Source organism: Rhodanobacter sp. GW835-FHT13D09 (genome assembly GCF_058793995.1).
In genome coordinates this window covers 234,817-258,586 of sequence record NZ_JBXAGL010000003.1, presented here as the reverse complement: position 1 = coordinate 258,586, position 23,770 = coordinate 234,817, and the positions used below count along the sequence as shown (strand labels likewise).

Below are 23,770 nucleotides of genomic sequence, written 5' to 3'. Positions count from 1 at the left end.
ATCTAGCCCAATCGCGTGTGCCGGGACATAGGCCGGAATGGGCCGGATCAGCCGCCCGCCAGCCGCGCCACCACGCCGCGATACCGCGCCGCAATACGTTCCTCATCGCAATGACGGAAGTCGCGCACTTGCCAGCGCCCGCCCACCATCACGTCGCGCACCAGCGGCGTGTTGCCGGCGAACAGGAAGCTGTCCAGCACCGAACGGGCGTCGCGCGCGGCAAGCAGCGGCGAGTCCTCGTCCAGCACGACCAGGTCGGCGCGCGCACCGTCGCGCAGCTCGCCGACCGGCCGGCCCGAGGCCAGCGCGCCGCCATGCAGCGCGGCGCGCCACAGCGTCTCGCCCACGCTGTCGCCCTCGTGCCGCGCGGCGATGTTGCGATGGCGGGTGGCCAGGCGTTGGCCGTATTCCAGCCAGCGCAGTTCCTCCACCGGCGAGATCGAGATGTGTGAGTCCGAGCCGATGCCGAGCGCCCCGCCGGCATCGAGATAATCGGCCAGCGGGAACAGGCCGTCGCCGAGGTTCGCCTCGGTGGTCGGGCACAGCCCGGCCACCGCGCCGCTGCGCGCCAGCTGCGCGGTTTCCGCTGCGGTGAGGTGGGTGGCGTGGACCAGGCACCAGCGCGCGTCGACCGCGGCATGCGCGAACAGCCATTCCACCGGCCGCGCGCCGCGGGTGGCCACGCAGTCCTGCACTTCGCCGACCTGCTCGGCGATGTGGATGTGGATCGGGCCGCCGGCCGCCAGCTCGCTGGCCAGCACCTCGCGCAGCGCCGGCTCCGGCACCGCGCGCAGCGAATGCAGCGCGATACCCACGCACACCTCGTCGTTCTGCTGCCGGCGCAGCGTCTCCAGCAGGCGCAGCCAGGCGTCCACGGCATGGCCGAAACGGCGCTGGCGCGTGCTGAGCGCACGGCCGTCGAAACCGCCGCTGATATACAGCACCGGCAGCAGGGTCAGGCCGATGCCGGCCTCGCGCGCCGCCTCGATCAGCGCCAGCGACATCGCCTCCGGCGACGCGTACGGCGCGCCGTCCGGCTGGTGGTGCAGGTAGTGGAACTCGCAGACGCTGGTGTAGCCGGCCTTGAGCATCTCGACGTAGAGCTGGGCGGCGATCGCCTTGAGTTCGTCCGGGCCGATCGTGGCGGCGAACGCGTACATCGTTTCGCGCCAGCTCCAGAAGCTGTCGTCGGCCCTTCCCTTGCGTTCGGCCAGACCGGCCATCGCGCGCTGGAACGCATGCGAGTGCAGGTTCGGCATGCCGGGCAACACCCAGCGGCCGAGCGCCGCACCGCCGGGCTCCGGCGCGGCCTGCAGCCGCCCGCCCGCATCCACGCCCAGCACGGCATCGGCCTGCCAACCATCGCCGCGCCATGCATGGCCGGCCTTGAAGTGGGCGATGGCGTTGCTGCTCATGGTTCCGGCTCCGGATGGCGATGCCGCGCAGTGTAACCGGGTGGTGAAACCGCCTTCACCCCGCCGCGGGCATACTCGGGCGATGGTCAGGAAAAACAGCGAAAACAAGCCGAAACTGCTGCTGCGCCAGGCCGTGCCCGCCGACGTGCCGGCACTGGTCGAGCTCACCGCACGGATCTACACGCCCGAATGGGGCCACTCGGCGGAGATGCTGCGCTCGCAGCAGACGCACTTCCCCGAAGGCCAGTTCGTGGTCGAGTACGAGGGCGCGGTCGTGGGCTACTGCGCCACCTTCCGCATCGACGAGGCTACCGCGCTGGCGCCGCATACCTGGATGCAGATCACCGGCGGCGGCATGGGCTCGCGGCACAAGCCGGACGGCAACTGGTTGTACGGCATGGAAGTGGTGGTGCACCCGGACTACCGTGGCATGCGCATCGGCCAGCGGCTGTACCAGGCACGCAAGCGGCTGTGCGTCGACCTGAAGCTGCGCGGGATCGTGTTCGGCGGACGCATCCCGGGGCTGGCGCGCAACATCCAGCGCTACGGCAACGCCGAGGCCTACGTGCAGGCGGTGGTGGAAGGCCGGCGCCGCGACCAGACGCTGAGCTTCCAGCTTTCCAACGATTTCGAGGTGGTCGGCGTGTTGCGCGCCTACGTGCCGTCCGACCACGAATCGCTGGGCTATGCCGCGCACCTGGTCTGGCGCAACCCGCAACTGCTCGACCAGCCGGACATCCCGCCGGTCACCTCGGCCCGGCTGCTGCCCGACTCGGTGCGGGTGGCCTCGGTGCAATACCAGCAGCGCCGGATCACCTCGTTCGAGGAGTTCGCCACCCAGGTCGAATACTTCACCGACATCGCCGCCGACTACAGCGCCGACTTCGTCACCTTCCCCGAGCTGATCACGCTGCAGCTGCTGTCGATCGAGAACACCGAGCTGTCGCCGGTGGAGTCGATCCGCAAGCTGAGCCAGTACACGCCGCAGGTGAAGGAACTCTTCAGCCGCCTGGCGGTGCACTACAACATCAACATCATCGCCGGCACGCATCCCACCGAGCAGGCCAACGGCGACATCCACAACGTCTGCTACGTGTGCCTGCGCGACGGCTCGCTGCACGAGCGCGAGAAGCTGCACCCCACGCCGAGCGAACGCAACGTGTGGAACATCACCGGCGGCGACAGCGCGGCCACCGTGCAGACCGACTGCGGCCCGATCGGGGTGATGATCTGCTACGACGCGGAGTTCCCCGAGGTGGCGCGCTACCTGGTCGACCAGGGTGCGCTGATGCTGTTCGTGCCGTTCTGCACCGACGTGCGCGAGGGCTACCTGCGCGTGCGCTACTGCGCGCAGGCGCGGGCGATCGAGAACCAGTGCTACGTGGTGCTGTCGGGCAACGTGGGCAACCTGCCGGGCGTCAACAACTTCGACATCCAGTACGGCCAGAGCTGCATCCTCACGCCGAGCGACTTCCCGTTCGCGCGCGACGGCATCGCCGCGGATTCCACGCCGAACATCGAGACCGTGCTGTTCGCCGACCTGCGCCTGGAAAGCCTGGCCAGCGCGCGCAACGCGGGCGCGGTGCAGAACCTCAAGGACCGCCGCTTCGACCTGTACGAGACGCGCTGGCGGCCGCGCTGATCGGCCGTGCTGGCTGTAGGGCGGGCACCGCCCGCCGCTGTCGCCGACGACCGAAAGCCGGCGACCAGTGTCCGCCCTACCAAATGCCATCAGCGGCGAGTCTGCGATAATCGCGCCATGCCCAAGCCGCCCGAACCCGAAGCAAAGTCCGCCAACCCGCGCCTGCAGGCGCTGCTCGGGCACGAATTCTTCGCTCCGCACCACTGGAAGCGCCGACTGGTGCTGTGGTCCGGCGCTGTGCTGGTGGCGCTGACGGCGATCCTGTTCGCCAAGGCCAGCACCTGGTCCTACCATCTGTTTCTCGGCATCCTCGGCCATGGCAGCTGGATTCCGCTGATCCTCACTCCGCTGGTGTTCGGCCTGCTCGCCTGGGCCACCGCGGGACGCCTGCGCGCGACCCGCGGCAGCGGCATCCCGCAGGTGATCGCCACGCTGCACATCGAGGATGCGGGTTTCCGCGAGCGGATGCTGGCGCTGCCGATCGCCGTGGGCAAGATGGCGCTGACCCTGATCGCGCTGGCCGTGGGCGCCTCGATCGGCCGCGAGGGACCGACCGTGCACGTCAGCGCCGGGCTGTTCTATTCGCTCGGCCGCCGCTTCGGTTTCAGCGACCCCAAGGCCGCCTCGCGCTTCATCCTGGCCGGCGGCGCCGCCGGCATCGCGGCCGCGTTCAACACGCCGCTGGCCGGCGTGGTGTTCGCGATCGAGGAACTGGCCGGCACGTTCGAGCACCGCTTCAGCGGCCTGCTGCTCACCGCGGTGATCATCGGCGGCGTGGTCTCGCTGGGCATCATGGGCAACTACTCGTACTTCGGCGAGGTCGAGGCGAGCCTGCCGCTGGGCCACGCCTGGCTCGCCGTGCTGCTGACCGGCGTGGTCTGCGGCCTGCTCGGCGGGCTGTTCGCACGGCTGATCCTGCTCAGCCGGCACGGCCCGCTGGCGCAGGTCGGCCGCCTGCGCGAGCGCTGGCCGGTAAGCTTCGCCGCCGGTTGCGGCCTGGCGCTGGCGCTGCTTGGCGTGTGCACGCACGGCAGCGTCTATGGCACCGGCTACGACCAGGCCCGTGCGATCGTGCAGGCCACGGCCGGCATGCCGGACCAGGGTTTCGGCATCGCCAAGCTCGCGGCCAACGTGGTCTCGTACTGGGCCGGCATTCCCGGTGGCATCTTCTCGCCGGCGCTGGCGGTCGGCGCCGGGCTGGGCCAGAACATCGCGCACTTCCTGCCCGGCGTTCCCGCCGCCGCGGTGGTGCTGCTGGGCATGAGCGCGTATCTGGCCGGCGTCACCGGCGCACCGCTGACCTCGGCGGTGATCGCGATGGAGCTGACCGACAACCAGGAGATGGTCATCCCGATCATGGCCGCCTGCCTGCTCGCGCGCGCCGCGTCGTCGCTGTTCTGCCCCACGCCGGTGTACCGCGATTTCGCCGAACGCATGGTGCAGGACTTCGAGCGCCAGCAGGCCAGCCCTGCGCCGACCGGCGAGACCGCAGACGAGCCCGACGAGCCGCTGCCGCCCGGCGGCCATACCAGCGCGTTCGGCGAACCGGTCGCGCCGACCCGCCCGCCCGCGCCCGGGCAACCCTGAGCATCCACACGGAATCCGTACCGACATGAGCGAGACCCGCTGGGATCGACTGCTGCTGAATGCCACCCTGGCCACGTTCGCCGGCGACGCGCCGTACGGGCTGGTCGAGCACGGCGCGATCGCGCTGCATCACGGCCGTATCGCCTGGGTCGGCCGCATGGACGCGCTGCCGGACGCCCCCGACGCGCTCGCCGCTGCGGTCGAATCGCTGGACGGCGCGCTGGTCACGCCGGGGCTGGTCGACTGCCATACGCACCTGGTGTTCGGCGGCGACCGCGCGCACGAATTCGAGCTGCGCCTGAACGGCGCCAGCTACGAGGACATCGCCCGCGCCGGCGGCGGCATCGCCTCCAGCGTCAACGCCACCCGCGCCGCCAGCGAGGAGCAGCTGTTCGCGCAATCGCTGCCGCGCGCGCGGGCTCTGCTGGCCGACGGCGTCACCACGCTGGAGATCAAGTCCGGCTACGGCCTGGAGCTGGAGACCGAGCGCCGCATGCTGCGCGTGGCGCGACGGCTCGGCCGCGAGCTTGGCATCAGCGTGCGCACCAGCTTCCTCGGCCTGCATGCGCTGCCGCCTGAATACCGCGAGCGACGCGGCGATTACGTCTCGCTGGTCTGCGACGGGATGCTGCCCGCGCTCGCCGCCGAGGGCCTGGTCGATGCGGTCGATGCGTTCTGCGAGGGCATCGGCTTCAGCCGCGAGGAGACCCGCAGCGTGTTCGAGCGCGCGAAACAGCTCAGCCTGCCGGTGAAGCTGCATGCGGAGCAGTTGTCCGACCAGGGCGGCGCCGCACTGGTCGCCGAATACCGCGGGCTCTCCGCCGACCACCTGGAACACCTGAGCGAAGCGGGCATCGAGGCGATGGCGTCCGCCGGCACCGTCGCCGTGCTGCTGCCCGGTGCGTTCTACGCGCTGCGCGAGACGAAGCTGCCGCCGGTGGCGGCGCTGCGCGAACAGCGCGTGGCGATCGCGATCGCCACCGACTGCAACCCCGGCACCTCGCCCCTGCTGTCGCTGCGGCTGGCCGCCGGCATGGCCTGCACGCTGTTCCGGCTCACCCCGGAGGAAGCGCTGCGCGGGGTCACCGTCAACGCGGCCCGCGCGCTGGGCCTGCACGACCGCGGCACGCTGGCGGTCGGCCAGCGCGCCGACCTGGTGGCGTGGAACGCGCGCCAGCCGGCCGAGCTGTGCTACTGGATCGGTGGGGGGCTGGCGCGCCGGGTCTATGTGGCCGGCGAGCTCGTTTCGCGTCGCAAACCGTCCAGGTGCACGCCCAGCGCCTCGTAAAATGCCGGCGGCAATTGCGCCTGCACCGGCACCCGCCACCAGTTCGCCCGGGCGAAGCGCCGACACTTGACCGCGTCCTTGTCGGTCATCAGCAGCGGCAGGCCGTCGGCGAAATCCAGGTCGGCCGGCGCGAAACCATGATGGTCGGCGAACGCGTGCTCGATCACCTCGATGCCCGCCGCGCGCAGGCTGTCGAAGAAGCGCCGCGGATTGCCGATCGCCGCCACCGCGTGGACACGCTGGCCGTCGAAGCTCGCCAATGCCTGCGTGCGGCCATCGTCCACCGCGACCGCTTCGCCGCCGCACAGCTGCATCGGGTATTCGCCCGGCTCGGCAGCGCCTCCGTTGCATACGCGCAGGTCCACCCGCCGCAACCGGTCCAGCGGCTCGCGCAGCGGACCGGCCGGCAGCAGGCGGCGGTTGCCGAAACGGCGCACGCCGTCGATCACGCAGATTTCCACGTCGCGCGCCAGGCGATAGTGCTGCAGGCCGTCGTCGGCGACCAGCACGTCGCAGCCGGCGTCGAGCAGCAGCTGCGCCGCGGCCGGGCGGTCGCGCCCCACCGCCACCGGCGCACCGCTGGCGCGGATCAGGCACGGTTCGTCGCCGACCTGCGCGGGATCCGGCGCGTCGCCGAGCAACAGCGGTTCGCGCCGGCTGCCGCCATGGCCGCGGCTGACCACCCCGGGCCGGTAACCGCGTTCGCGCAGGGCGTCGACCACGGCGATCGTCAGCGGTGTCTTGCCGGTACCGCCCACGCTGATGTTGCCGATCACCACGACCGGCGCCGGCAGGCGCACGCGACGCAACCAGCCGGCCTGGTAAAGCGCCCGGCGCAGGCGCGATGCGCCGCCGTACAGCATCGCCAGCGGCCGCGTCCACCACGGTGCCCGGCCGCCGCCGTACCAGGCTGATTCGAGCGTGTCGATCAGCGCCATGGGTGCTTCCTCAGTCGCCGGCCTGCTCGGCCGCATGGTCGTGGAACTGCATGCGGTACAGCGCGGCGTACTGCCCGCCCAGCGCGATCAGCTCGGCGTGGTTGCCGCGCTCGATGATGCGGCCCTGCTCCATCACCGCGATCTGGTCGGCGCCCTCGACGGTGGACAGGCGATGCGCGATCACCAGCGTGGTGCGGTCGCGCATCAGGCGCTGCAGCGCCTGCTGGATCAGCTGCTCCGACTCGGTGTCGAGCGCGCTGGTGGCCTCGTCCAGCACCAGGATCGGCGCGTTCTTCAGGATCGCGCGGGCGATCGCGATGCGCTGGCGCTGGCCGCCCGACAGCATGTTGCCGCTTTGCCCGACCTGGGTATGGATGCCCTGCGGCATGCGCGCGATGAACTCCATCGCATTCGCCGCTTCGGCGGCGGCCACGATGTCCGCCTCGCTGGCGCCGGCCAGTTCGCCGTAGGCGATGTTGTTGGCCACGGTGTCGTCGAACAGCACCACGCCCTGCCCGACCCAGGCGATCTGCCGGCGCATCGAGGCCAGCGTGTAGTCGCGATAGTCCTCGCCATCCAGCATGATGCGGCCGGAGCTGGGTTCGTAGAAGCGCGGCAGCAGGCTGACCAGGCTGCTCTTGCCGCTGCCGGAACGCCCGACCAGCGCGGTCACCGTGCCGGGCGCGCAGGCCAGGTCGACTCCGCGCAGGGCCTCGAAATCGTTGCGCGGGTAGGTCAGTCGCACGTCCTCGAAGCACAGCTCGCCGCGAGTGCGGACCAGTTCGCGGGTGCCGTGGTCGACTTCCGGCGGCATGTCGATGACCTCGAACAGGTCCTCGGCCGCGGATACGCCACGCTGGATGTTCGCCTGCACGCTCGCCAGCCGCCTCAGCGAGGGCATCAACGCCCCCATCGCCGTCAGCACGGTGACGAACACGCCGGGGGAAATGTTCGCGATCACGTCGGGCCGCGTCGCCAGGAACACCAGCACCGCCAGGGCGACCGCGGCGACGGACTGGATGGCGGTGCTGGCGGTCGCGTTGGTGGCGGCGATCTTCAGGTTGAGCCGACGGGCACGGTGGGTCACCTCGTCGAAACGGGCGGCCTCGTGCTGCTGCCCGCCGTAGACGCGCACTTCGCGGTGCGCGTTGACCGACTCGTCCACCGCGCCGGTGATCGACCCCATCATGCCCTGGATGCGCCGGCTGATCAGGCGATAGCGCCGGCTCACCATGGTGGCGATGAAGGCGATGGCGGGCACCATCACCAGCAGGGCCATGGACAGGTAGGCGCTGTTGCTCAACATCACGTACAGCATGCCGATGACCGTGACGCCTTCAGTCACCATGATCTTCACCGCATCGGTGGACGCCGAGGCCACCTGCTCGCTGGTATAGGTGACGCGCGAGATCTGCTGTCCCGACGGCTCATTGCCGAAGAACGTCGCCGGCAGCCGCAGGTACGCGGCGAACACGTCACGCTGCATCGCCTGCACCACGTTGCGCCCGATGTAGGCGATGCCGTAGCTGCTGACGAAGGTGCCGATGCCGCGTACCGCGAAGATGCCGACGATCCAGATCGGCATCCAGAAAATCAGGTAGGCGTCCTTCTTCGCGAACAGGTCGTCAATCATCGGCCTCAGCTTCTGGGTGAAGGCCGCCAGCGCGCCGCCATCCAGAACCATGCCGACCAGTGCGATCAGCCCCATCAGCCAGTAGCGTTTCGTGTAGCCGAGCAGTCGCGCGTAGACGCGCCAGGTCTGCGCGTCCCACACGGCGACCTTGCCGCCGTTCATTTGCCCTGGCCCGGCTTGCTCGGCGTGGTGGCGATCGACAGCCGGGTGAAGCCGAGCTGGCCCAGCGCGTCCATCGCGGTGACCACGTCCTGGTGCGGCGTGTGCGCGTCGGCGCGGATCGTCACCTGGCGCTCGCGGTCGTCGCCGGCGTTGCGCGCGATGGTCTGCTTCAGTGCCTCGATGCCCTCGCCCATCACCTCGTCGCTGCCCACGAAGAAACGGCCGTCACGGTCGATCATCACAGTCAGCGACGGGGCGTTCATGTCGCGATCCTGAGTGCTCGCCTGCGGCAGGGTCACCTGCAGCCGCGAGTGCTGCACGAACGTGCTGGTCAGCACGAAGAACATCAGCAGGGTCAGCAGCACGTCGATCAACGGGATCACGTTGATCTCGAACTCGTCGCCGCGGCGGTCGTTGCCGATACGCATGGGCGCGCTCAGCCTGCGCCCGGCGTGGACGGCGCCGGCGTGCGCCGCGGCCGCACCGGCAAGGGCGTCGCGGGGGACAGGGTCAGATCGTCGAGCAGGGCCGTGGCCTGCTTCTCCATCTCCACGCGATAGCCGGTCACGCGCGAGCGGAAGTAGCGGTGCAGCACGTAGGCCGGGATCGCCACGGTCAGGCCCGACGCGGTGCAGATCAGCGCCTCGCCGATGCCGCCGGCCATCTTGGCCGGATCGCCGATGCCGCCCGCCATCACTTCCATGAACATGCGGATCAGGCCGATCACGGTGCCGAACAGGCCCAGTAGCGGACCGATCAGCGCGATGGTGCCCAGCGTGTTGAGATAGCGCTCCATCCGGTGGACGACGTGCCGGCCGGTGTCCTCGATGCGCTCCTTGATCAGCTCGCGCGACTGCCGGCGCACGACCAGGGCGGAGGCCAACAGTTCGCCCAGCGGCGAGCCGCTGGCCAGGGCGTCGAGATGGCCCGGATCGAGCTGTCCGGAACGCGCCCATTCGCGCACCTCATCGCCCAGCCCCGGCGGCAGCACGGACTTGCGGCGCAAGGTCCAGCAACGCTCCAGCACGATCGCCAGGGCAATCGCCGAACAGATAAGGATGGGCACCATCGCCCACCCGCCAGCCATCAGAATTTCCAGCACTTTTCGACCCCGGACGCGCTACCTGACAGGAAGCGCGCATCATAGCAGTCCCGCCGGCCTGTACTGCGGCAGGCGTGGCATTCCTCACTCGCGCCAGTAGCGAGGCCGGCGCTGCCGCCAGCCGGCCTCGCGTCGCGGTGGAGCATCGGCGGGGAAATCCAGCGGAATGGCCCCCTGTTCCGCCGTATTGAATACCGGCACGCCGGCGTCCGCATAACGCGCCAGCACCTCCGGTTTCGGGTGGCCAAAGCGGTTGCGCCAGCCCGCCGACACCACCGCCAGCGGCGGCTGCACGGATGCGATGAAGGCCGCGCCGGACGAGGTTTTGCTGCCGTGATGCGGCACCAGCAGCACCGGGCCTGGCCCGGGGCCGAGCGTCGCCGCCACTTGCGGCTCCGCCTTCGAGCTGATGTCGCCGGTCAGCAACAGGCGCCCGCCGCGGCCCTCGACCAGCAGCACGCAGGAGCTGTCATTGCCCCGATCACCCGCGTCACCGCGAGGATTCAGCACGCGGAAATGCACGCCGTCCCATTGCCACGACTGCCCGGCGACGCACCGACGCATCGGCAGCTTCATCCGTGCCATCCGTGCCGGCTCGCCAGCATAGCGCTGCGCCCGGGGGAAGGCGCTGGCGACGGCCTCCGCTCCACCGGCATGGTCGTTGTCGGCGTGGCTGACCACCAGCATGTCCAGCCGCGTGACGCCCAGCGCATGGATCGCCGGCAGCACCGCCGCCTCGCCCAGATCGAAACCGGACGGATAACGCGCGCCGGTGTCGTACACCAGAGCATGCTCGCGCGTACGCAGCAGCACCGACAGGCCCTGCCCCACATCCAGCACCCATACCTGGAATGCACCCTCGGCCGGCAACTGCCGCGGCGGCCACAGCAGGGGCAGGAACAGCAGCAGACCGAGCCAGCGCAGCGGCATGCCGCGCGGCAGGAACAGCCACAACGCTCCGAGTACCGCCAGCAGCAGGGCCCACGGCTGCAGCGTCGGCAGATACCAGTGCGCACCGGGCCAGCCCGACATCCGTTCCAGCAGCCACCATTGCGCATGCGCCAGTTGCGCGGCCAGCCACAGCACCGGCGTGGCCAGTGGCGGGCACAACCCGAGCAGCAGCATGCCGAGCAGTGCGCAGGGCACGATCACGAAACTCACGAACGGTACCGCCAGCAGGTTGGATAACGCCCCGACCAGCGAGGCTTCGCCGAAGAACCACAGGGTCAGCGGCAGCAGCGACACTGTCATCACCATCTGTCCGGCCGACAGCTCATGCAGGAACGCGCGCAAACCGCGACCGCGCGACTGCAGGCAGAGCATCAGAAAGGCCACGCCGACGAAGGACAGCCAGAATCCGGCCGCCAGTACCGCCAGCGGATCGACCAGCACGATCGCGATCAGTGCCAGCGCCAACGATTGCGCGCCGCTGCCGGCACGCCGGCTGCAACGTGCCAGTGCCACCACCGCGATCATCAGCAGGGTGCGCACCGTCGGCAACCCGAAACCGGCCAACGCGCTGTAGATGCCGGCCACCAGCAACGCGGCGGCGGCCTGTGCCTGCGGTCGCGGCAGCCACAGCGCCAGCCTCGGAGACAGCGCATAGACCAGCAGCGCCAGCCACACCCCGGCCACCGCGGCCACGCCGACGTGAAAACCGGAAATCGCGATCAGGTGCGACACGCCGTTGGCGCGCGCCACTTCCCAGTCGCGCTGCTCCAGCCCGCGCGTGTCGCCCACCGAAAACGCCTGCAGCAGAGTCGCGTCGTGCGGGTCGCGCACGCGTGCGGCGATGCCGCGGGCGATCGCGTCGCGCACGCCGTCGATGCACCAGGGCGGGCCGGCCAGCCGTGCGTTGCCGGGATCATCACGCACATAACCCGTGGCCACGATGCCGCGCTCCAGCGCCGAACGCTCGCTGTCGGCCACGCCGGGATTGAGAAGGCCACGCGGCCGCTTCAGCCGCAACAGCAGTTGCCAGCGGGTGCACGGCTGCAGCAGTGGCGCATCGCCATACCAGGTCACCGTCACCCGGCCATGCCATGCCAAGGGACGACCATCCAGCGTGGCCTGATCCACCCGCAGCGTGAAGCGGCTGGCGTCCGTGCCGGCCCGCGGCAAGTCGACGATGCTGCCGACCACGGTGATGTCCCGGCCTTCCAGCGCACGCAGCAACCGCGCATCCATCGCCGTGGCGCCATGCCAGACGGCCCAGGCGACGCCGAACAACACCCACGCCAGCCAGCGCCAACGCGGACAACGCCAGGCCAGCAGCATGGCGACCAGCAGCAACAGGATGGGGCACCAGCGCGCCGGCAACTGCGGCAACCATTGCACCAGCAGCACGCCGGCCAGCAGGGCCAGGGCCGCGGTGGTCGCCGTGATTCGCGTCATGCCACGTGCCCCATTCCATCCTGGAAGAGTGCGAGCCTAGCGCGGCGGGCGCAGCGGTGAAGATGAAAAATGTGTAGGCGCACGCCCAGACGACTTGCCGAACCAGTCAGGGTCCCCTCCCCTGCGCAGCAGGGGAGGGTCAGGGAGGGGTGGCTCTTGATCTTGCCGCAAGCTCGGGCTACCCCCACCCAACCTCCCCCTGCATGCAGGGGGAGGAGCCGAGCATCAGGCTCCCTGGCTTTCCTGCAGCGCGCCGTTGTGCAGCACCAGGGTGCGGTCCATCTTCGCGGCCAGGTGTGGATCGTGGGTGACCAGCACGAAGCTGGTGCCGATCTCGCGGTTGAGTTCCAGCATCAGTGCGTAGACCTGCGCGGCATTCCCCTCGTCGAGGTTGCCGGTCGGCTCGTCGCCGAGCACGCAGGCCGGGCGCGTCACCAGCGCGCGCGCCACCGCACAGCGCTGGCGCTCGCCGCCGGACAGCTCGGACGGCTTGTGGTGCGTGCGCCCGCCCAGCCCGACACGTTCCAGCAAGGCCGCGGCCTGCTTCTGCGCCTCGGCGATCGCGGTGCCGCGGATAAGCAGCGGCATGCACACGTTCTCCAGCGCGGTGAACTCGGGCAGCAGGTGGTGGAACTGGTAGATGAAGCCGAGCGAGCGGTTGCGCACGCGGCCGCGCTCGGCGTCGGACAGCTTCGACAGCACGCGGCCGTCCACTTCCACCTCGCCGGCGGTCAGCGTGTCCAGCCCGCCGATGATGTGCAGCAGGGTGCTCTTGCCCGAACCGGAGGCGCCGACGATCGCCATCGTCTCGCCGCGCTTCAGGGTGAAGCTGACGTCGCCCAGCACTTCGGTGCGCAGGCCGCCCTCGTCGTAGGTCTTGGCGACACGGCTGGCGCGCAGCACATATTCGGTGGTGGGGTTCATGACGGCCTTATTCATAGCGCAACGCCTGCGCCGGCTGCGTGCGCGAGGCACGCCACGCGGGATAGAGGGTGGCCAGCAGCGAGAACGCGAAGGTCAGCAGCGCGGTCCAGCCCACGTCGTGCCAGTCGAGCCGGCTCGGCACCTCGCTGATGTAGTAGACGTCCGGCGACAGGAAGGTGACGTGGAAGGTGTGCTCGATCCACTTGATGATGCCCGGCAGCTTCCACGACAACAGCGAGCCGAAACCCACGCCGAAGCCGATGCCGACGAAGCCGACCAGCACGCCCTGCACCATGAACATGCCCATGATGCTGCGCGGGGTGGCGCCGAGCGTGCGCAGGATCGCGATGTCGGCCTGCTTGTCGGTGACCAGCATCATCAGCATCGAAACCAGGTTGATCACCGCGACCAGGATGATCAGCGACAGGATGATGAACATCACCATCTTTTCCATCGACAGCGCGGCGAACAGGTTCGCATTGGTGTCCATCCAGGTCTGCACCCGATAGACCTGGCCGAGCTGGTCGGCCAGCTCGCGCGCAACCGGCCGGGCGTTGAACAGGTCGTCGAGCTTCAGGCGGATGCCGGTGGGGCCGTCGAGGTCGTTGAGCTTCTCGGCATCGCTCATGTTGACCAGTGCCAGGCCGGAGTCGAACTGCTCCATGCCCAGCTCGAACGTGCCCACCACGTGGAAGCTGCGCATCCGCGGCACGCTGCCCATCGGGGTGGCGCGCAGCTGCTGCACCGCCATGGTGACGCGGTCGCCGACCGCCACGCCGAGCGTCATCGCCAGCTCGCGGCCCAGCACGATGTTCCAGCTGCCCGGGGTCAGTTCGCCGAGCTTGCCCTCGATCATGTGCTTGTCGATGTCGACGACCTTCGGCTCCTGCGCCGGCTCGATGCCGCGCACCAGCGCACCGCTGGAGCGCCGCGCCAGCAGCATCGCCTCGCTCTCCACGTACGGCGCGGCGCCGAGCACGTGCGGGTTCGCCTCGGCGACCTGCAGGGCGCGCGGCCACTCCTGCACGCTCTGGCCGACGCCGGAAACGGTGGCATGCGAGATCGCGCCGAGAATGCGCGAGCGCATCTGGTAGTCGAAGCCGTTCATCACCGACATCACCGTGATCAGCGCGACCACGCTGATCGCGATGCACACGATCGACACGGTGGAGATGAAGGAGATGAACTGGTTGCGCCGCTTGGCGCGGGTGTAGCGCAGGCCGATGAAGAGTTCGAGCGGTCGGAACATGGGCGGGTCGCTTGTGAGGATCGCAGGGCGGGCCGCCCGGACGTGCATTATCAGGTATTCGCTCGGACCGCGCTGGAGCGCTGAAGTTGCCGCCCGATCAAAGGCGCGGCACGGCCTCGCCGGGCTGCACGGTCGCCAGGCGCATGCGCAGGCGGCGGCGGATGTCCGCGTCGCTGTTGTCCGGCGCCAGCAGCAATGCCTGCGCACCCCGCTCTGCCGTGCGCAGGCGCAGCAGCACGAAGAACATGCCGTACACCCGGAACGAGGCCAGCGTGGCCGGTACGTCCTCGTGGCTGCGCAGGCGCAGTGTCCAGATGTCGTCGGCACCCCAGCCGGCGGCCGTCACGGGATCCGTGGCCAGCCGACGCAACGTGCGCCAGGTCGCCAGCAGCGCGACCGCTGCCAGCAGCAGCTTCAGCCACGCGGGCAGCGCACTCAGCGCCACCGCCAGCACGGCCAGCGCGGCGACCAGGAGCAGGGCCCGCCGCAGCCACCGCGACGGACGGTACTCAAAGCCGATGGCGGGCGCGGATGTCATCGATGATCGCCTGCCAGTCGGTCCGTTCGGGGCGCGCATGGCCCATCACCCAGTCCCACAGGTCCGGGTCCTGCACGTCGAGCAGTTCGTCGAAGGCGCGCTGTTGCGCCGCGTCCGCCGTGTCGAAGCGCTCGTCCAGCCAGCCACCGAACAGTGCGTCCAGCTCGCGGGTGCCGCGGCGGGTGCGCCAGCGCAGGCGCTTGATGCGTGCTTCGTCCATCACTGGCTCGACCGGTATCCGTGATACGCGAAGTGTATCCGCTGCGCCATAAAGCGACAGGCCGCGCGTGGCGGCCCGTCCTTGTGGATCATGGGCGGCGCGCTCAGGCCGAACGCCGCTCCACCATCAGCTTCTTGATCTCCGCGATCGCCTTGGCCGGGTTGAGGCCCTTGGGGCATGTCCGCGTGCAGTTCATGATGGTGTGGCAGCGGTACAGCTTGAACGGGTCTTCCAGGTCGTCCAGGCGCTCGCCGGTGGCTTCGTCGCGGCTGTCGACGATCCAGCGGTAGGCCTGCAGCAGGATCGCCGGGCCGAGGTACTTGTCGCCGTTCCACCAGTAGCTCGGGCAACTGGTCGTGCAGCACGCGCAGAGGATGCATTCGTACAGGCCGTCGAGCTTCTTGCGCTCCTCCGGCGACTGCAGCCGCTCGCGGTCCGGAGCCGGGCTCTGCGTGCGGATCCACGGCTTGATCGAGGCGAACTGGGCGTAGAAATGGGTCAGGTCCGGCACCAGGTCCTTCACCACCGGCATGTGCGGCAGCGGGTAGATCTTCACGTCGCCGGAGGTACACTCGCCGATCGCCTTGGTGCAAGCCAGCGTGTTGGTACCGTCGATGTTCATCGCGCACGAACCGCAGATGCCCTCGCGGCAGGAGCGGCGCAGGGTCAGCGTGGGATCGATCTCGTTCTTGATCTTCAGCAGCGCGTCCAGGACCATCGGGCCGCACGCGGCCAGATCGACCTCGTAGGTGTCGATGCGCGGGTTCTGCCCGTCGTCAGGCGACCAGCGGTAGATGCGGAAGGTACGCGGCTTCTTCGCATCCTTGGCGGGGTGGTGCTTGCCCGGCTGGATCTTGGAATTCTTCGGTAGCGAAAACTCTGCCATGTGCTGGACCCTTCGACTTTCTGCATGAGGGCTTGCGCCCCGGCCGTACAACCAATGATGTTCCCGCGATGCCGCGGCGGCGGGTCAGTAGACGCGCTTCGCCGGCGGCACGGCCTTGACCTCGTCGGTCATCGGATTCGAATGCACCGGGCGGAAGTCGAAGCGCGACCTGCCCGCCTCGTCGACCCACACCAGGGTGTGCTTCATCCAGTTCGCGTCGTCGCGTTCGGGGAAATCCTCGCGCGCATGCGCGCCGCGGCTTTCCGGCCGCTGCTCGGCCGCGTGCATGGTGGCCACCGCCTGCGCCAGCAGGTTGGACAGCTCCAGCGTCTCGACCAGGTCCGAATTCCACACCAGCGAACGGTCGCTGACCTTGACGTCCTTGAACATGTCGAACACTTCGGAGATCTTCCGCTTGCCCTCGGCCAGCGACTCGCCGGTGCGGAATACCGCGGCGTCCTTCTGCATCGTGCGCTGCATGGTGGCGCGGATCTGCGCCGTCGGCGTGCTGCCGTTCGCGTTGCGCAGCGCGTCGAAGCGCGCCAGCGACTGGTCAAGCACGTTGGTCGGCAGGTCCTTGTGCGCGGTGCCCGGCTGGATCAGCTCGGCACAGCGATACGCCACGGCACGGCCGAACACCACCAGGTCGAGCAGCGAGTTCGAACCCAGCCGGTTTGCGCCGTGCACCGATACGCAGGCCGCCTCGCCGATGGAGAACAGGCCCGGCACCACCGCGTCGACGTCGCCGCCGCGCTTCTGCACCACTTCGCCGTGATAATTGGTGGGGATGCCGCCCATGTTGTAGTGCACGGTCGGGATCACCGGGATCGGCTGCCTGGTCACATCCACGCCGGCGAAGATGCGCGCCGACTCGGCGATGCCCGGCAGCCGTTCGTGAATGACCTCGGGACCGAGGTGCATCAGGTTCAGGTAGATGTGGTCCTTGTGCTCGCCGACGCCGCGACCCTCGCGGATCTCGATCGTCATCGCGCGGCTGACCACGTCGCGCGAGGCCAGGTCCTTCGCGCTGGGCGCATAGCGTTCCATGAAGCGCTCGCCCTCGGAGTTGGTGAGGTAGCCGCCTTCGCCGCGCACGCCCTCGGTGATCAGGCAGCCGGCGCCGTAGATGCCGGTCGGGTGGAACTGCACGAACTCCATGTCCTGCAGCGCCAGGCCGGCGCGCAGCACCATGCCGCCGCCGTCGCCGGTGCAGGTGTGCGCCGAGGTGGCACTGAAGTAGGCACGGCCGTAGCCGCCGGTGGCCAGCACCACCGCGTGACCGCGGAAGAAGTGCAGGGTGCCCTCGTTCATGTCCAGCGCCAGCACGCCGCGGCAGACGCCTTCGGCGTCGAAGATCAGGTCGATCGCGAAGTATTCGACGAAGAACGTGGCGTCGTGCGCCAGCGCCTGCTGGTACAGCGTGTGCAGGATCGCATGGCCGGTGCGGTCGGCCGCGGCGCAGGTGCGCTGCGCGGTACCCTTGCCGTAGTGCGTGGTCATGCCGCCGAACGGACGCTGGTAGATCTTGCCCTCGTCGGTGCGCGAGAACGGCACGCCGTAATGCTCCAGCTCGATGATCGCGGCCGGCGCGTTCTTGCACATGTACTCGATCGCATCCTGGTCGCCGAGCCAGTCGGAGCCCTTGATCGTGTCGTAGTAATGGAAGCGCCAGTCGTCCTCGCCCATGTTGCCGAGCGCGGCGGAGATGCCACCCTGCGCCGCCACCGTGTGCGAACGGGTCGGGAACACCTTGGTGATGCAGGCGGCCTTGAGGCCCTTCTCGGCCAGGCCGAACGTGGCGCGCAGCCCGGCGCCGCCGGCGCCCACCACGATCACGTCATACAGATGCTGCTGAACCTTGTAGCTTTCCATGAAATCGCGGCCTCGCGTCTTGTCTTATGGGGTCAGCGCAATGCGCAGCACGGCCAGCACGCCAGCCAGCGCACCCAGCACCGCGAGGAACTTGATCGCCGCCAGCAGCGCGACTTCCTTCCAGCGGGTGTGCACGTAATCCTCGATCACCACCTGCAGGCCCAGCACGGCATGCCAGAACATGGTGAGCACGAACGCGATCAGCAGCAGCGCGTTCCAGGGCTTCGCCACCGCGGCGCGCGCGGCGGCGTAGTCGGCATGCAGCAGGCCAAGCACGGTGAGCACGAACCACACGCCCAGCAGCACCAGCGCCGCGGCGGTCACCCGCTGGGTCCACCAGTGACCCACGCCGGATTGCGACGAGCCCAGCCCGCGGGCGGTCTTCAACGGGTTGCGCCGGTCTTTCACGGCCACGTCCTTCGCGCTCATGCCGCACCTCCGGCCATCCATACATATGCCCAGACCAGCACCGTGAGCACGATGCTGCCGGCGACCGACAGCCAGCTGGAGCGGACGAACTGGGGAATCTCGTAACCGAGGCCGGCATCCTGCAGCAGATGCCGGATACCGTTGCACAGGTGGTAGAACAGCGACCAGCTCCAGCCGAGCAGCAGCACGATGCCGACCGGGCTGCCGATGATGCCCTTGAAGCGGTTGAAGCTCTCCTCGCCCGCCGCCAGCTGCAGCAGGCCGCAGACCACCAGCAGGGTGCCGACGGCGAGCGCGATGCCGGTGGCGCGGTGCGTGATGGAGGTCATCATCTGCACCTGCCTGCGGTAGATCTGCAGGTGCGGGGAGAGCGGTCGTTGCGTATCTGCCATGGCGGCTATCCTGTGTGGAATCGCTGATGCCCATGCCGCACCTTCCCCTGTCCTGATACGCGACGGCGACGTGCGCCGCGCGGCCGTTCAGAAGTCGATACAGCGCCCGTTCTTTTCCCAATCACCGTAACGCGTGGGATCCGGAGCCGGCCGCTCCTTCGACGCCTTGTCCGCAGCCGGGCCGGCAGGCACGACCGTCGTTTCCGCCGGAACGGAAACTGATGTGGATTCGGTTGGAGAGGAGGTATCGGACATGGTCTTTGAAAGCCGGCAAAGGTTAATACTTGCGGCAGTGCAGTACAACCATGCCGTCGCGCCGCGACGTGTCGGCATCGCGACACCGCCACTTGTGGCCTGCCTCGCCTGCCCCCAACTCCGCCAGTCTCATGCCGACACACCATCCCGCTGAAACCCTGTTGATCGAAGGCCCCGACGCGGCGGCTTTTGCACACGCGCAGTTCGGCAGCGCGGTCAAATCGCTCGCCCCCGGCCACTGGCAATTCAGCGCCTGGCTCGATCCGCAGGGGTGCGTGCGCGCACTTTTCCATCTGACCCGACTTGCCGACCACTGTTACCTGCTGCTGCTGCGCGGAGGTGTCGCCGCGTCGATGGCCGATGTGCTGCGGCGCTTCGTGTTCCGCTCGAGAGTCGACGTGACGGCATTGCCGCAGCGCATTCTCGCCACCGGCCCGGCGAAGCCGCTGCACACGGTCACGGACGATGGCGAAAGCATCTCGCTCGGTTGCGGCACGCACAGTCTGTGCATCAGCGCCACCGGCACCGGCGACGACGCATGGCGGCTGCCGCAACTGCGCGCGGGTTGGCCCTGGCTGCCCGCGCAATTGCAGGACCAGCTGCTGCCGCCAGCCTTGTCGCTGCATCGCCTGCAGGCCGTCGCCATCGACAAGGGTTGCTACCCGGGCCAGGAGATCGTCGCACGGCTGCACTTTCGCGGCGGACACAAGCGGCACCTGCACCGCGTCAGATTGTCGCAAGCGATGGATGCCGGCGACGTCCTGCGCAACGAGGGCCGCGATGTCGGCTATGTGCTCGACGCCATCGTTGCAGACGACGCCATCGAAGCACTCGTCGTGTTGAACGACGACATCGCTGCGCATGCCGACGATGGGCACACGCCTGTCTTCGACGACGGCAGCACGCTGCAACTTATCGCTTCGTGGCCGGCATGAATCCGGCCTGAGTGATGATCGCGTGATGCATGCGCGACGCATCGTTTTTTCGCGACGACATTTGTCAACGAATCGTGAGCGCAAGTTAAACTTCGTCGCCTTGGCACTTGCCAGCGGAAAATTCCGCCACTAGGCTCCGCCGATCGAATATCGCGGCATCCGGAACACGGGGTGCCGATACACGCGACGAACCGGATGAATCCGGATCGGCGCGACCCGGCAGAAGCTGACGCCGGATGGAATATCGCCTCGCAGCCAAGCGAGTGCGCAACAGTCGAAGGCAACACGGCCGATGCGGCCGCGCAACGCCCGACAGGCAAATCCCGATCGGCATCGAATCCGCCGCTCGACCGCCACAATCCCGTGGCAAAACGCCATGGCCACAAGTTTCGGCCATGGCGGTGATCCAGGTGGAACGGCCTGCCCGCCCGTCCACCGCAACGGCGCACGAAGTTGCAATCCGGCTTCGCGCGTACAGCACGTTGGAGGCAGAACCATGAAACTTTCCATGCTGTTGTGGCTGACGTCCCTGATGCCCCAACCCGTCGCCGACCAGGCTTGCCTGGCCACCACGGTCTACCTGGAAGCACGCAGCGAACCCCTCAACGGGCAACTGGCCGTAGCCGAGGTCGCGATGCGCCGACTCGATCGCGGCCGCTGGGGCAACACCGTGTGCAAGGTGGTCACGGCGCCGCACCAGTTCGCGGTCACCACGACGCCGGGCTCGTTCGAGGTCAGCAACCTGGAAGCCTTCAACAAGGCGTGGCAAGTGGCCGGTACGTCGCTGCGCAACTGGCAACTGCCGATTGCACAGCGGCGCATGCTGGTGCCGCACGCGGATCATTTCGCCACGACCGCGATCGCTCCGGCGTGGTCGCACAACCGGCCCAGCGTGACGATCGGCGAACATGCGTTCTACGCCGTGAACTGAGGGGGCCCTCTTGCGATCATCCATGATCGCGAGAGTCAAACGGGCAGCCATCCCTGGCTGCACTTCTCAACGATCCCGTGATCGCCCGTGGCCGCATCAACGAAAAAAAGGCCCTCTCGCGAGGGCCTTTTCATTTGGACGTCCAGACGTCCGTATCGGATCAATCAGCGCGGATAGACGTGGTCACCACGCACCTCGACATAGTCGCCGTTGCGGACACCGGGGTTCTCGCGCTGGGTCACCGTGGCGTACTGGCCATTGTCCAGTCTCACCACGATGCGCCACGCGCTGCTGCTGCCGTCATTGCGCTTGCCGATCTGGTTGCCGACCACGCCACCGGCGACCGCACCCACCACGGTGGCGGCCTTGCGGCCGTCGCCCTTGCCGACCTGGTTGCCGAGCACGCCGCCGGCAACCGCACCGATGATCGCGCCCAGCGTGCCACCGTTGCCGCTGCCGTCGACGTAGACCTGCTGCACCTCCTGCACGACACCGCAGGTCTGGCAGCGGACGTTCCGGTCGCCGTAGCCGTAACCACCCTGCGAACCCTGGTAACCGCGATCGTAATTGCCGTTGTTGCCGTAAGGACCGGTGGCGCAGCCGGCGAGGGCCAGGCTCGCGGTCATCGCCGACACCAGGGCAAATCTGCTGACGAGTGCGTTCATGGGGTCACGTCCTTTCCTGTAGTTGGTTTCAGCGGGCGTCGGACACGGCCGTCACGCCTTCCTGCACCTGCACCCGATCGCCGGGGTCGTGATCCATCCGCACCGTGCGGGTGACGCCGTTGTATACGTAGCGCACGTCGTAGCCGACGATCTTGTTGCTGGTGTTGTTGACGGTATCGCACTTGCGCTCGACCGAAGTGCTCACCTGGGCCTGCTGGCGGCTGGCCTGAATGCGGTTGCCGGCGTAACCGCCGCCGACCGCGCCCGCCACCGTGGCCAGGGTGCGCCCCCTGCCGCCGCCGACCTGGTTGCCGAGGAGGCCGCCGACCACCGCGCCGATCGCGGTGCCCGCGATGCGGTGCTGGTCCGCCGGCGGCGCGGTATGCGTGACCGTCTCGTCGTGGCAGACCTGTTTCGGGTTGTTCACGGTCGAGCGTACCGGATCGACGCTGACGACCTTGGCGTACCTGACCCCGGCATCCGCACTGGCACTGGCGCCAGCATCGGCAGAGGCGCCGGAAACGCCCGCATCAGCATTGCGATTGCAGGCCGCGAGACCGGTGGCGAGCACTGCCGCGATGGCAATATTGAGTACATTGACTGTCAACCTGTTCATCACAATCCTCTCCTCTGTTTTGTTTGGCCGCATTGCCGGCACCCGCACAGCAACCCACACGGTCATTGAACATTTTTCCAACTGAATCGGAGCTAGCTCACGCCCGTTACATTATCTTCACGTCAAGCTCGCGGGACTCTCTGCCAGCGCACGAAAAGCGAATCATGCTCCAGCTCGTCGACAGCCATGTCCATCTCGATGACCCCGCCTTCGCCGACGACCGCGAAGCGGTCATCGAGCGCGCCCGCCTGGCCGGGGTCGGCAGTATGGTCATTCCCGCCGTCGATGCCGGAAGCTGGCCGAAAATCCGCGACCTCTGCGCCCTTCACGCCGGCCTTCACCCCGCCTACGGGTTGCATCCCGTGTTCCTGTCCCGGCACGCCCCGGAACATGTCGGCAAGCTGTTTTCCTGGCTGAACGAAAACCGTCCGGTGGCGATCGGCGAAATCGGCCTGGACTTCCACGTGGACGGCCTCGATCGCGAATTGCAGCGGCACTATTTCGCCGGCCAGCTGCAGCTGGCGCAAGAACGCGACCTGCCGGTGATCGTGCATGCACGTGGCGCACTGGAAGAAGTCACCCTGACCCTGCGCCGGCACCGCGGCCTGCGCGGCGTGGTGCACAGCTTTTCCGGCAGCGAACAGCAGGCCAGGCAACTGTGGGCCATGGGCTTCCACCTGGGCATCGGCGGCCCGGTGACCTACGAGCGCGCGCAGCGCCTGCGCCGCATCGTGGCGCAGATGCCGATCGAGTTCCTGCTGCTGGAAAGCGATGCACCGGACCAGCCCGGCGCCACCCACCGCGGCGAGCGCAACGAACCGGCCCACGTCAGCGAGGTCTTGCGCTGCATCGCGGCGCTGCGCAATGCGCCGGAAGCGGAGATTGCCGCCGCCACCAGCGCCAACGCAAGGCGCCTGTTCGGGCTCGGCTGAGAGGTTGTGGATTTTTCAGCCTCTCAGAGCGGCCATCGATGGCCCACATGAAACAGTCACTGGCGTGACTGTTTCATGTGGGCGAGTCCGGGCATGTACCGGACTCGCGACAGGAAGAAAACCACAGGAGGTGGTTTTCTTCTCAAGCTCTGACGCATAGGCCATCCGTCACTTGCGAGCAGCGACCGGGGTCTGCTAGTTTTTATTTCACTGGTGAAATATGAGTCAGTGAAATGGCGCGTCTGGCAAACTGCATCGTGATGATGGACGAAGGCGTCGGCCGGGTCAGCCAGATCATCCCGCAGGTACCTTCGCTCGAAGCGCGACTGTGCCGCCTGATGCTGATGCTCGGCGACGACATTGAGGAAGAGCTCGAATTCAAGCTGAAGCCCTACAAGCTCAACCACAGCGAATTCCTGACCCTGATGATCCTCTACAGCCGCCCGGACGGCAGCTCGACCCCGGGCGAACTGTGCGAATACACCTCCCAGGGCGCCACCAACATGACGCGCATCGCGAATGCACTGGTCAAGCGCGGGCTGATCACCCGCGGCGGCAGCGAACAGGATCGCCGCCGCGTGCTGATCCGCATCACCCCGGCCGGGCGGCGCTTCGTGCAGAAGATGTTGCCGCCGATGTTTCCCCGCGTCGCCACCATGTTTTCCGGTTTCAGCGATACCGACAAACGCCATCTCGATCGCCTGCTGCGCAAGCTGGCCGGCAACCTCGATCAGCTGGGCGAGAGCCGCCTCCCATGAAGGAAAC

The 23,770-nt window shown here is 68.3% G+C and carries 24 protein-coding genes; 7 read left to right on the top strand and 17 right to left on the bottom strand.

Annotated elements, in window-relative coordinates:
• Nucleotides 1-47: 47 nt before the first annotated feature.
• Nucleotides 48-1,415, bottom strand: a complete 1,368-nt coding sequence (locus AC1Q5A_RS06615) for a formimidoylglutamate deiminase (protein ID WP_492699484.1) — start codon at nucleotides 1,413-1,415, stop codon at nucleotides 48-50.
• A gap of 82 nt (nucleotides 1,416-1,497) precedes the next feature.
• Here AC1Q5A_RS06615 and AC1Q5A_RS06610 point away from each other — a divergent pair, with 82 nt between their 5' ends.
• The 3 genes from AC1Q5A_RS06610 to hutI all read left to right on the top strand — a co-directional run bounded on the left by AC1Q5A_RS06610 (nucleotide 1,498) and on the right by hutI (nucleotide 5,932).
• Nucleotides 1,498-3,057, top strand: a complete 1,560-nt coding sequence (locus tag AC1Q5A_RS06610; RefSeq protein ID WP_492699483.1) for a GNAT family N-acetyltransferase — start codon at nucleotides 1,498-1,500, stop codon at nucleotides 3,055-3,057.
• Nucleotides 3,058-3,174: 117 nt separating this feature from the next.
• Nucleotides 3,175-4,644 carry a chloride channel protein gene (locus AC1Q5A_RS06605; protein ID WP_492699481.1) on the top strand — a complete coding sequence of 490 codons (1,470 nt, stop codon included), beginning with the start codon at nucleotides 3,175-3,177 and terminating at the stop codon, nucleotides 4,642-4,644.
• Nucleotides 4,645-4,669: 25 nt separating this feature from the next.
• Complete coding sequence (hutI, locus tag AC1Q5A_RS06600; protein WP_492699479.1) at nucleotides 4,670-5,932, top strand: imidazolonepropionase; 1,263 nt, start codon at nucleotides 4,670-4,672, stop codon at nucleotides 5,930-5,932.
• On the opposite strand, the gene lpxK is transcribed toward hutI, so the two are convergent.
• The 14 genes from lpxK to AC1Q5A_RS06530 all read right to left on the bottom strand — a co-directional run bounded on the left by lpxK (nucleotide 5,869) and on the right by AC1Q5A_RS06530 (nucleotide 18,926).
• The gene (gene lpxK / locus AC1Q5A_RS06595; RefSeq protein WP_492699477.1) at nucleotides 5,869-6,870 is read right to left on the bottom strand and encodes a tetraacyldisaccharide 4'-kinase; all 1,002 of its coding nucleotides are present in this window, start codon (nucleotides 6,868-6,870) and stop codon (nucleotides 5,869-5,871) included. The two genes, hutI and lpxK, sit on opposite strands and share 64 nt — an antisense overlap.
• A 10-nt stretch (nucleotides 6,871-6,880) precedes the next feature.
• A complete protein-coding gene (msbA, locus tag AC1Q5A_RS06590; protein WP_492699475.1) occupies nucleotides 6,881-8,665 on the bottom strand; it encodes a lipid A export permease/ATP-binding protein MsbA in 1,785 nt (594 codons plus the stop codon).
• The gene (locus tag AC1Q5A_RS06585) at nucleotides 8,662-9,093 is read right to left on the bottom strand and encodes an ExbD/TolR family protein (RefSeq protein WP_492699473.1); all 432 of its coding nucleotides are present in this window, start codon (nucleotides 9,091-9,093) and stop codon (nucleotides 8,662-8,664) included. Before AC1Q5A_RS06585 ends, msbA begins: the two co-directional genes overlap by 4 nt.
• Nucleotides 9,094-9,101: 8 nt before the next feature.
• Nucleotides 9,102-9,752, bottom strand: a complete 651-nt coding sequence (locus AC1Q5A_RS06580; RefSeq protein ID WP_492699471.1) for a MotA/TolQ/ExbB proton channel family protein — start codon at nucleotides 9,750-9,752, stop codon at nucleotides 9,102-9,104.
• Between the two features lie 99 nt (nucleotides 9,753-9,851).
• Nucleotides 9,852-12,161 (bottom strand): DNA internalization-related competence protein ComEC/Rec2, encoded by a 2,310-nt coding sequence (locus AC1Q5A_RS06575; RefSeq protein WP_492699470.1) that lies wholly within the window; start codon nucleotides 12,159-12,161, stop codon nucleotides 9,852-9,854.
• A gap of 225 nt (nucleotides 12,162-12,386) precedes the next feature.
• On the bottom strand, nucleotides 12,387-13,100 hold the full coding sequence (lolD, locus tag AC1Q5A_RS06570; protein ID WP_492699468.1) for a lipoprotein-releasing ABC transporter ATP-binding protein LolD: 714 nt from the start codon (nucleotides 13,098-13,100) through the stop codon (nucleotides 12,387-12,389).
• Nucleotides 13,093-14,334: a lipoprotein-releasing ABC transporter permease subunit gene (locus tag AC1Q5A_RS06565; protein WP_492699466.1), complete on the bottom strand. Its 1,242-nt coding sequence runs from the start codon at nucleotides 14,332-14,334 to the stop codon at nucleotides 13,093-13,095. The genes lolD and AC1Q5A_RS06565 overlap by 8 nt, the downstream gene beginning before the upstream one ends.
• A 97-nt stretch (nucleotides 14,335-14,431) precedes the next feature.
• Complete coding sequence (locus tag AC1Q5A_RS06560) at nucleotides 14,432-14,872, bottom strand: protein YgfX (protein WP_492699464.1); 441 nt, start codon at nucleotides 14,870-14,872, stop codon at nucleotides 14,432-14,434.
• The gene (locus AC1Q5A_RS06555) at nucleotides 14,844-15,092 is read right to left on the bottom strand and encodes an FAD assembly factor SdhE (RefSeq protein ID WP_114340998.1); all 249 of its coding nucleotides are present in this window, start codon (nucleotides 15,090-15,092) and stop codon (nucleotides 14,844-14,846) included. The genes AC1Q5A_RS06560 and AC1Q5A_RS06555 overlap by 29 nt, the downstream gene beginning before the upstream one ends.
• Before the next feature lie 103 nt (nucleotides 15,093-15,195).
• On the bottom strand, nucleotides 15,196-15,978 hold the full coding sequence (locus AC1Q5A_RS06550; RefSeq protein ID WP_492699462.1) for a succinate dehydrogenase iron-sulfur subunit: 783 nt from the start codon (nucleotides 15,976-15,978) through the stop codon (nucleotides 15,196-15,198).
• An 84-nt stretch (nucleotides 15,979-16,062) separates the two neighbouring features.
• Nucleotides 16,063-17,850, bottom strand: a complete 1,788-nt coding sequence (gene sdhA, locus AC1Q5A_RS06545) for a succinate dehydrogenase flavoprotein subunit (RefSeq protein ID WP_114341000.1) — start codon at nucleotides 17,848-17,850, stop codon at nucleotides 16,063-16,065.
• Nucleotides 17,851-17,874: 24 nt separating this feature from the next.
• Nucleotides 17,875-18,279: a succinate dehydrogenase, hydrophobic membrane anchor protein gene (sdhD, locus tag AC1Q5A_RS06540; protein WP_492699460.1), complete on the bottom strand. Its 405-nt coding sequence runs from the start codon at nucleotides 18,277-18,279 to the stop codon at nucleotides 17,875-17,877.
• The gene (gene sdhC, locus AC1Q5A_RS06535; RefSeq protein WP_492699458.1) at nucleotides 18,276-18,671 is read right to left on the bottom strand and encodes a succinate dehydrogenase, cytochrome b556 subunit; all 396 of its coding nucleotides are present in this window, start codon (nucleotides 18,669-18,671) and stop codon (nucleotides 18,276-18,278) included. The genes sdhD and sdhC overlap by 4 nt, the downstream gene beginning before the upstream one ends.
• Nucleotides 18,672-18,758: 87 nt before the next feature.
• Nucleotides 18,759-18,926 carry a DUF1674 domain-containing protein gene (locus tag AC1Q5A_RS06530; RefSeq protein WP_492699456.1) on the bottom strand — a complete coding sequence of 56 codons (168 nt, stop codon included), beginning with the start codon at nucleotides 18,924-18,926 and terminating at the stop codon, nucleotides 18,759-18,761.
• Nucleotides 18,927-19,087: 161 nt separating this feature from the next.
• On the opposite strand from AC1Q5A_RS06530, the gene ygfZ reads away from it, so the two are divergent.
• Together ygfZ and AC1Q5A_RS06520 are read left to right on the top strand one after the other, a co-directional pair.
• A complete protein-coding gene (gene ygfZ, locus AC1Q5A_RS06525) occupies nucleotides 19,088-19,861 on the top strand; it encodes a CAF17-like 4Fe-4S cluster assembly/insertion protein YgfZ (RefSeq protein WP_492699454.1) in 774 nt (257 codons plus the stop codon).
• A gap of 496 nt (nucleotides 19,862-20,357) precedes the next feature.
• Nucleotides 20,358-20,792 (top strand): cell wall hydrolase, encoded by a 435-nt coding sequence (locus AC1Q5A_RS06520; RefSeq protein WP_492699452.1) that lies wholly within the window; start codon nucleotides 20,358-20,360, stop codon nucleotides 20,790-20,792.
• 164 nt (nucleotides 20,793-20,956) lie between these two features.
• Here the strand turns inward: AC1Q5A_RS06520 and AC1Q5A_RS06515 are convergent, their stop codons facing one another.
• The gene (locus tag AC1Q5A_RS06515; protein ID WP_492699450.1) at nucleotides 20,957-21,457 is read right to left on the bottom strand and encodes an outer membrane lipoprotein; all 501 of its coding nucleotides are present in this window, start codon (nucleotides 21,455-21,457) and stop codon (nucleotides 20,957-20,959) included.
• A 28-nt stretch (nucleotides 21,458-21,485) separates the two neighbouring features.
• On the bottom strand, nucleotides 21,486-22,073 hold the full coding sequence (locus AC1Q5A_RS06510) for a glycine zipper 2TM domain-containing protein (RefSeq protein ID WP_492699448.1): 588 nt from the start codon (nucleotides 22,071-22,073) through the stop codon (nucleotides 21,486-21,488).
• Nucleotides 22,074-22,237: 164 nt separating this feature from the next.
• Between AC1Q5A_RS06510 and AC1Q5A_RS06505 the strand changes: the two genes are divergently transcribed.
• Both AC1Q5A_RS06505 and AC1Q5A_RS06500 read left to right on the top strand, forming a co-directional pair.
• Entirely contained in the window at nucleotides 22,238-23,005 is a 768-nt protein-coding gene (locus AC1Q5A_RS06505) for a TatD family hydrolase (RefSeq protein WP_492699446.1), read from the top strand.
• A 233-nt stretch (nucleotides 23,006-23,238) separates the two neighbouring features.
• The gene (locus tag AC1Q5A_RS06500; RefSeq protein WP_114341009.1) at nucleotides 23,239-23,763 is read left to right on the top strand and encodes a MarR family winged helix-turn-helix transcriptional regulator; all 525 of its coding nucleotides are present in this window, start codon (nucleotides 23,239-23,241) and stop codon (nucleotides 23,761-23,763) included.
• The last annotated feature ends 7 nt before the right edge of the window (nucleotides 23,764-23,770 follow it).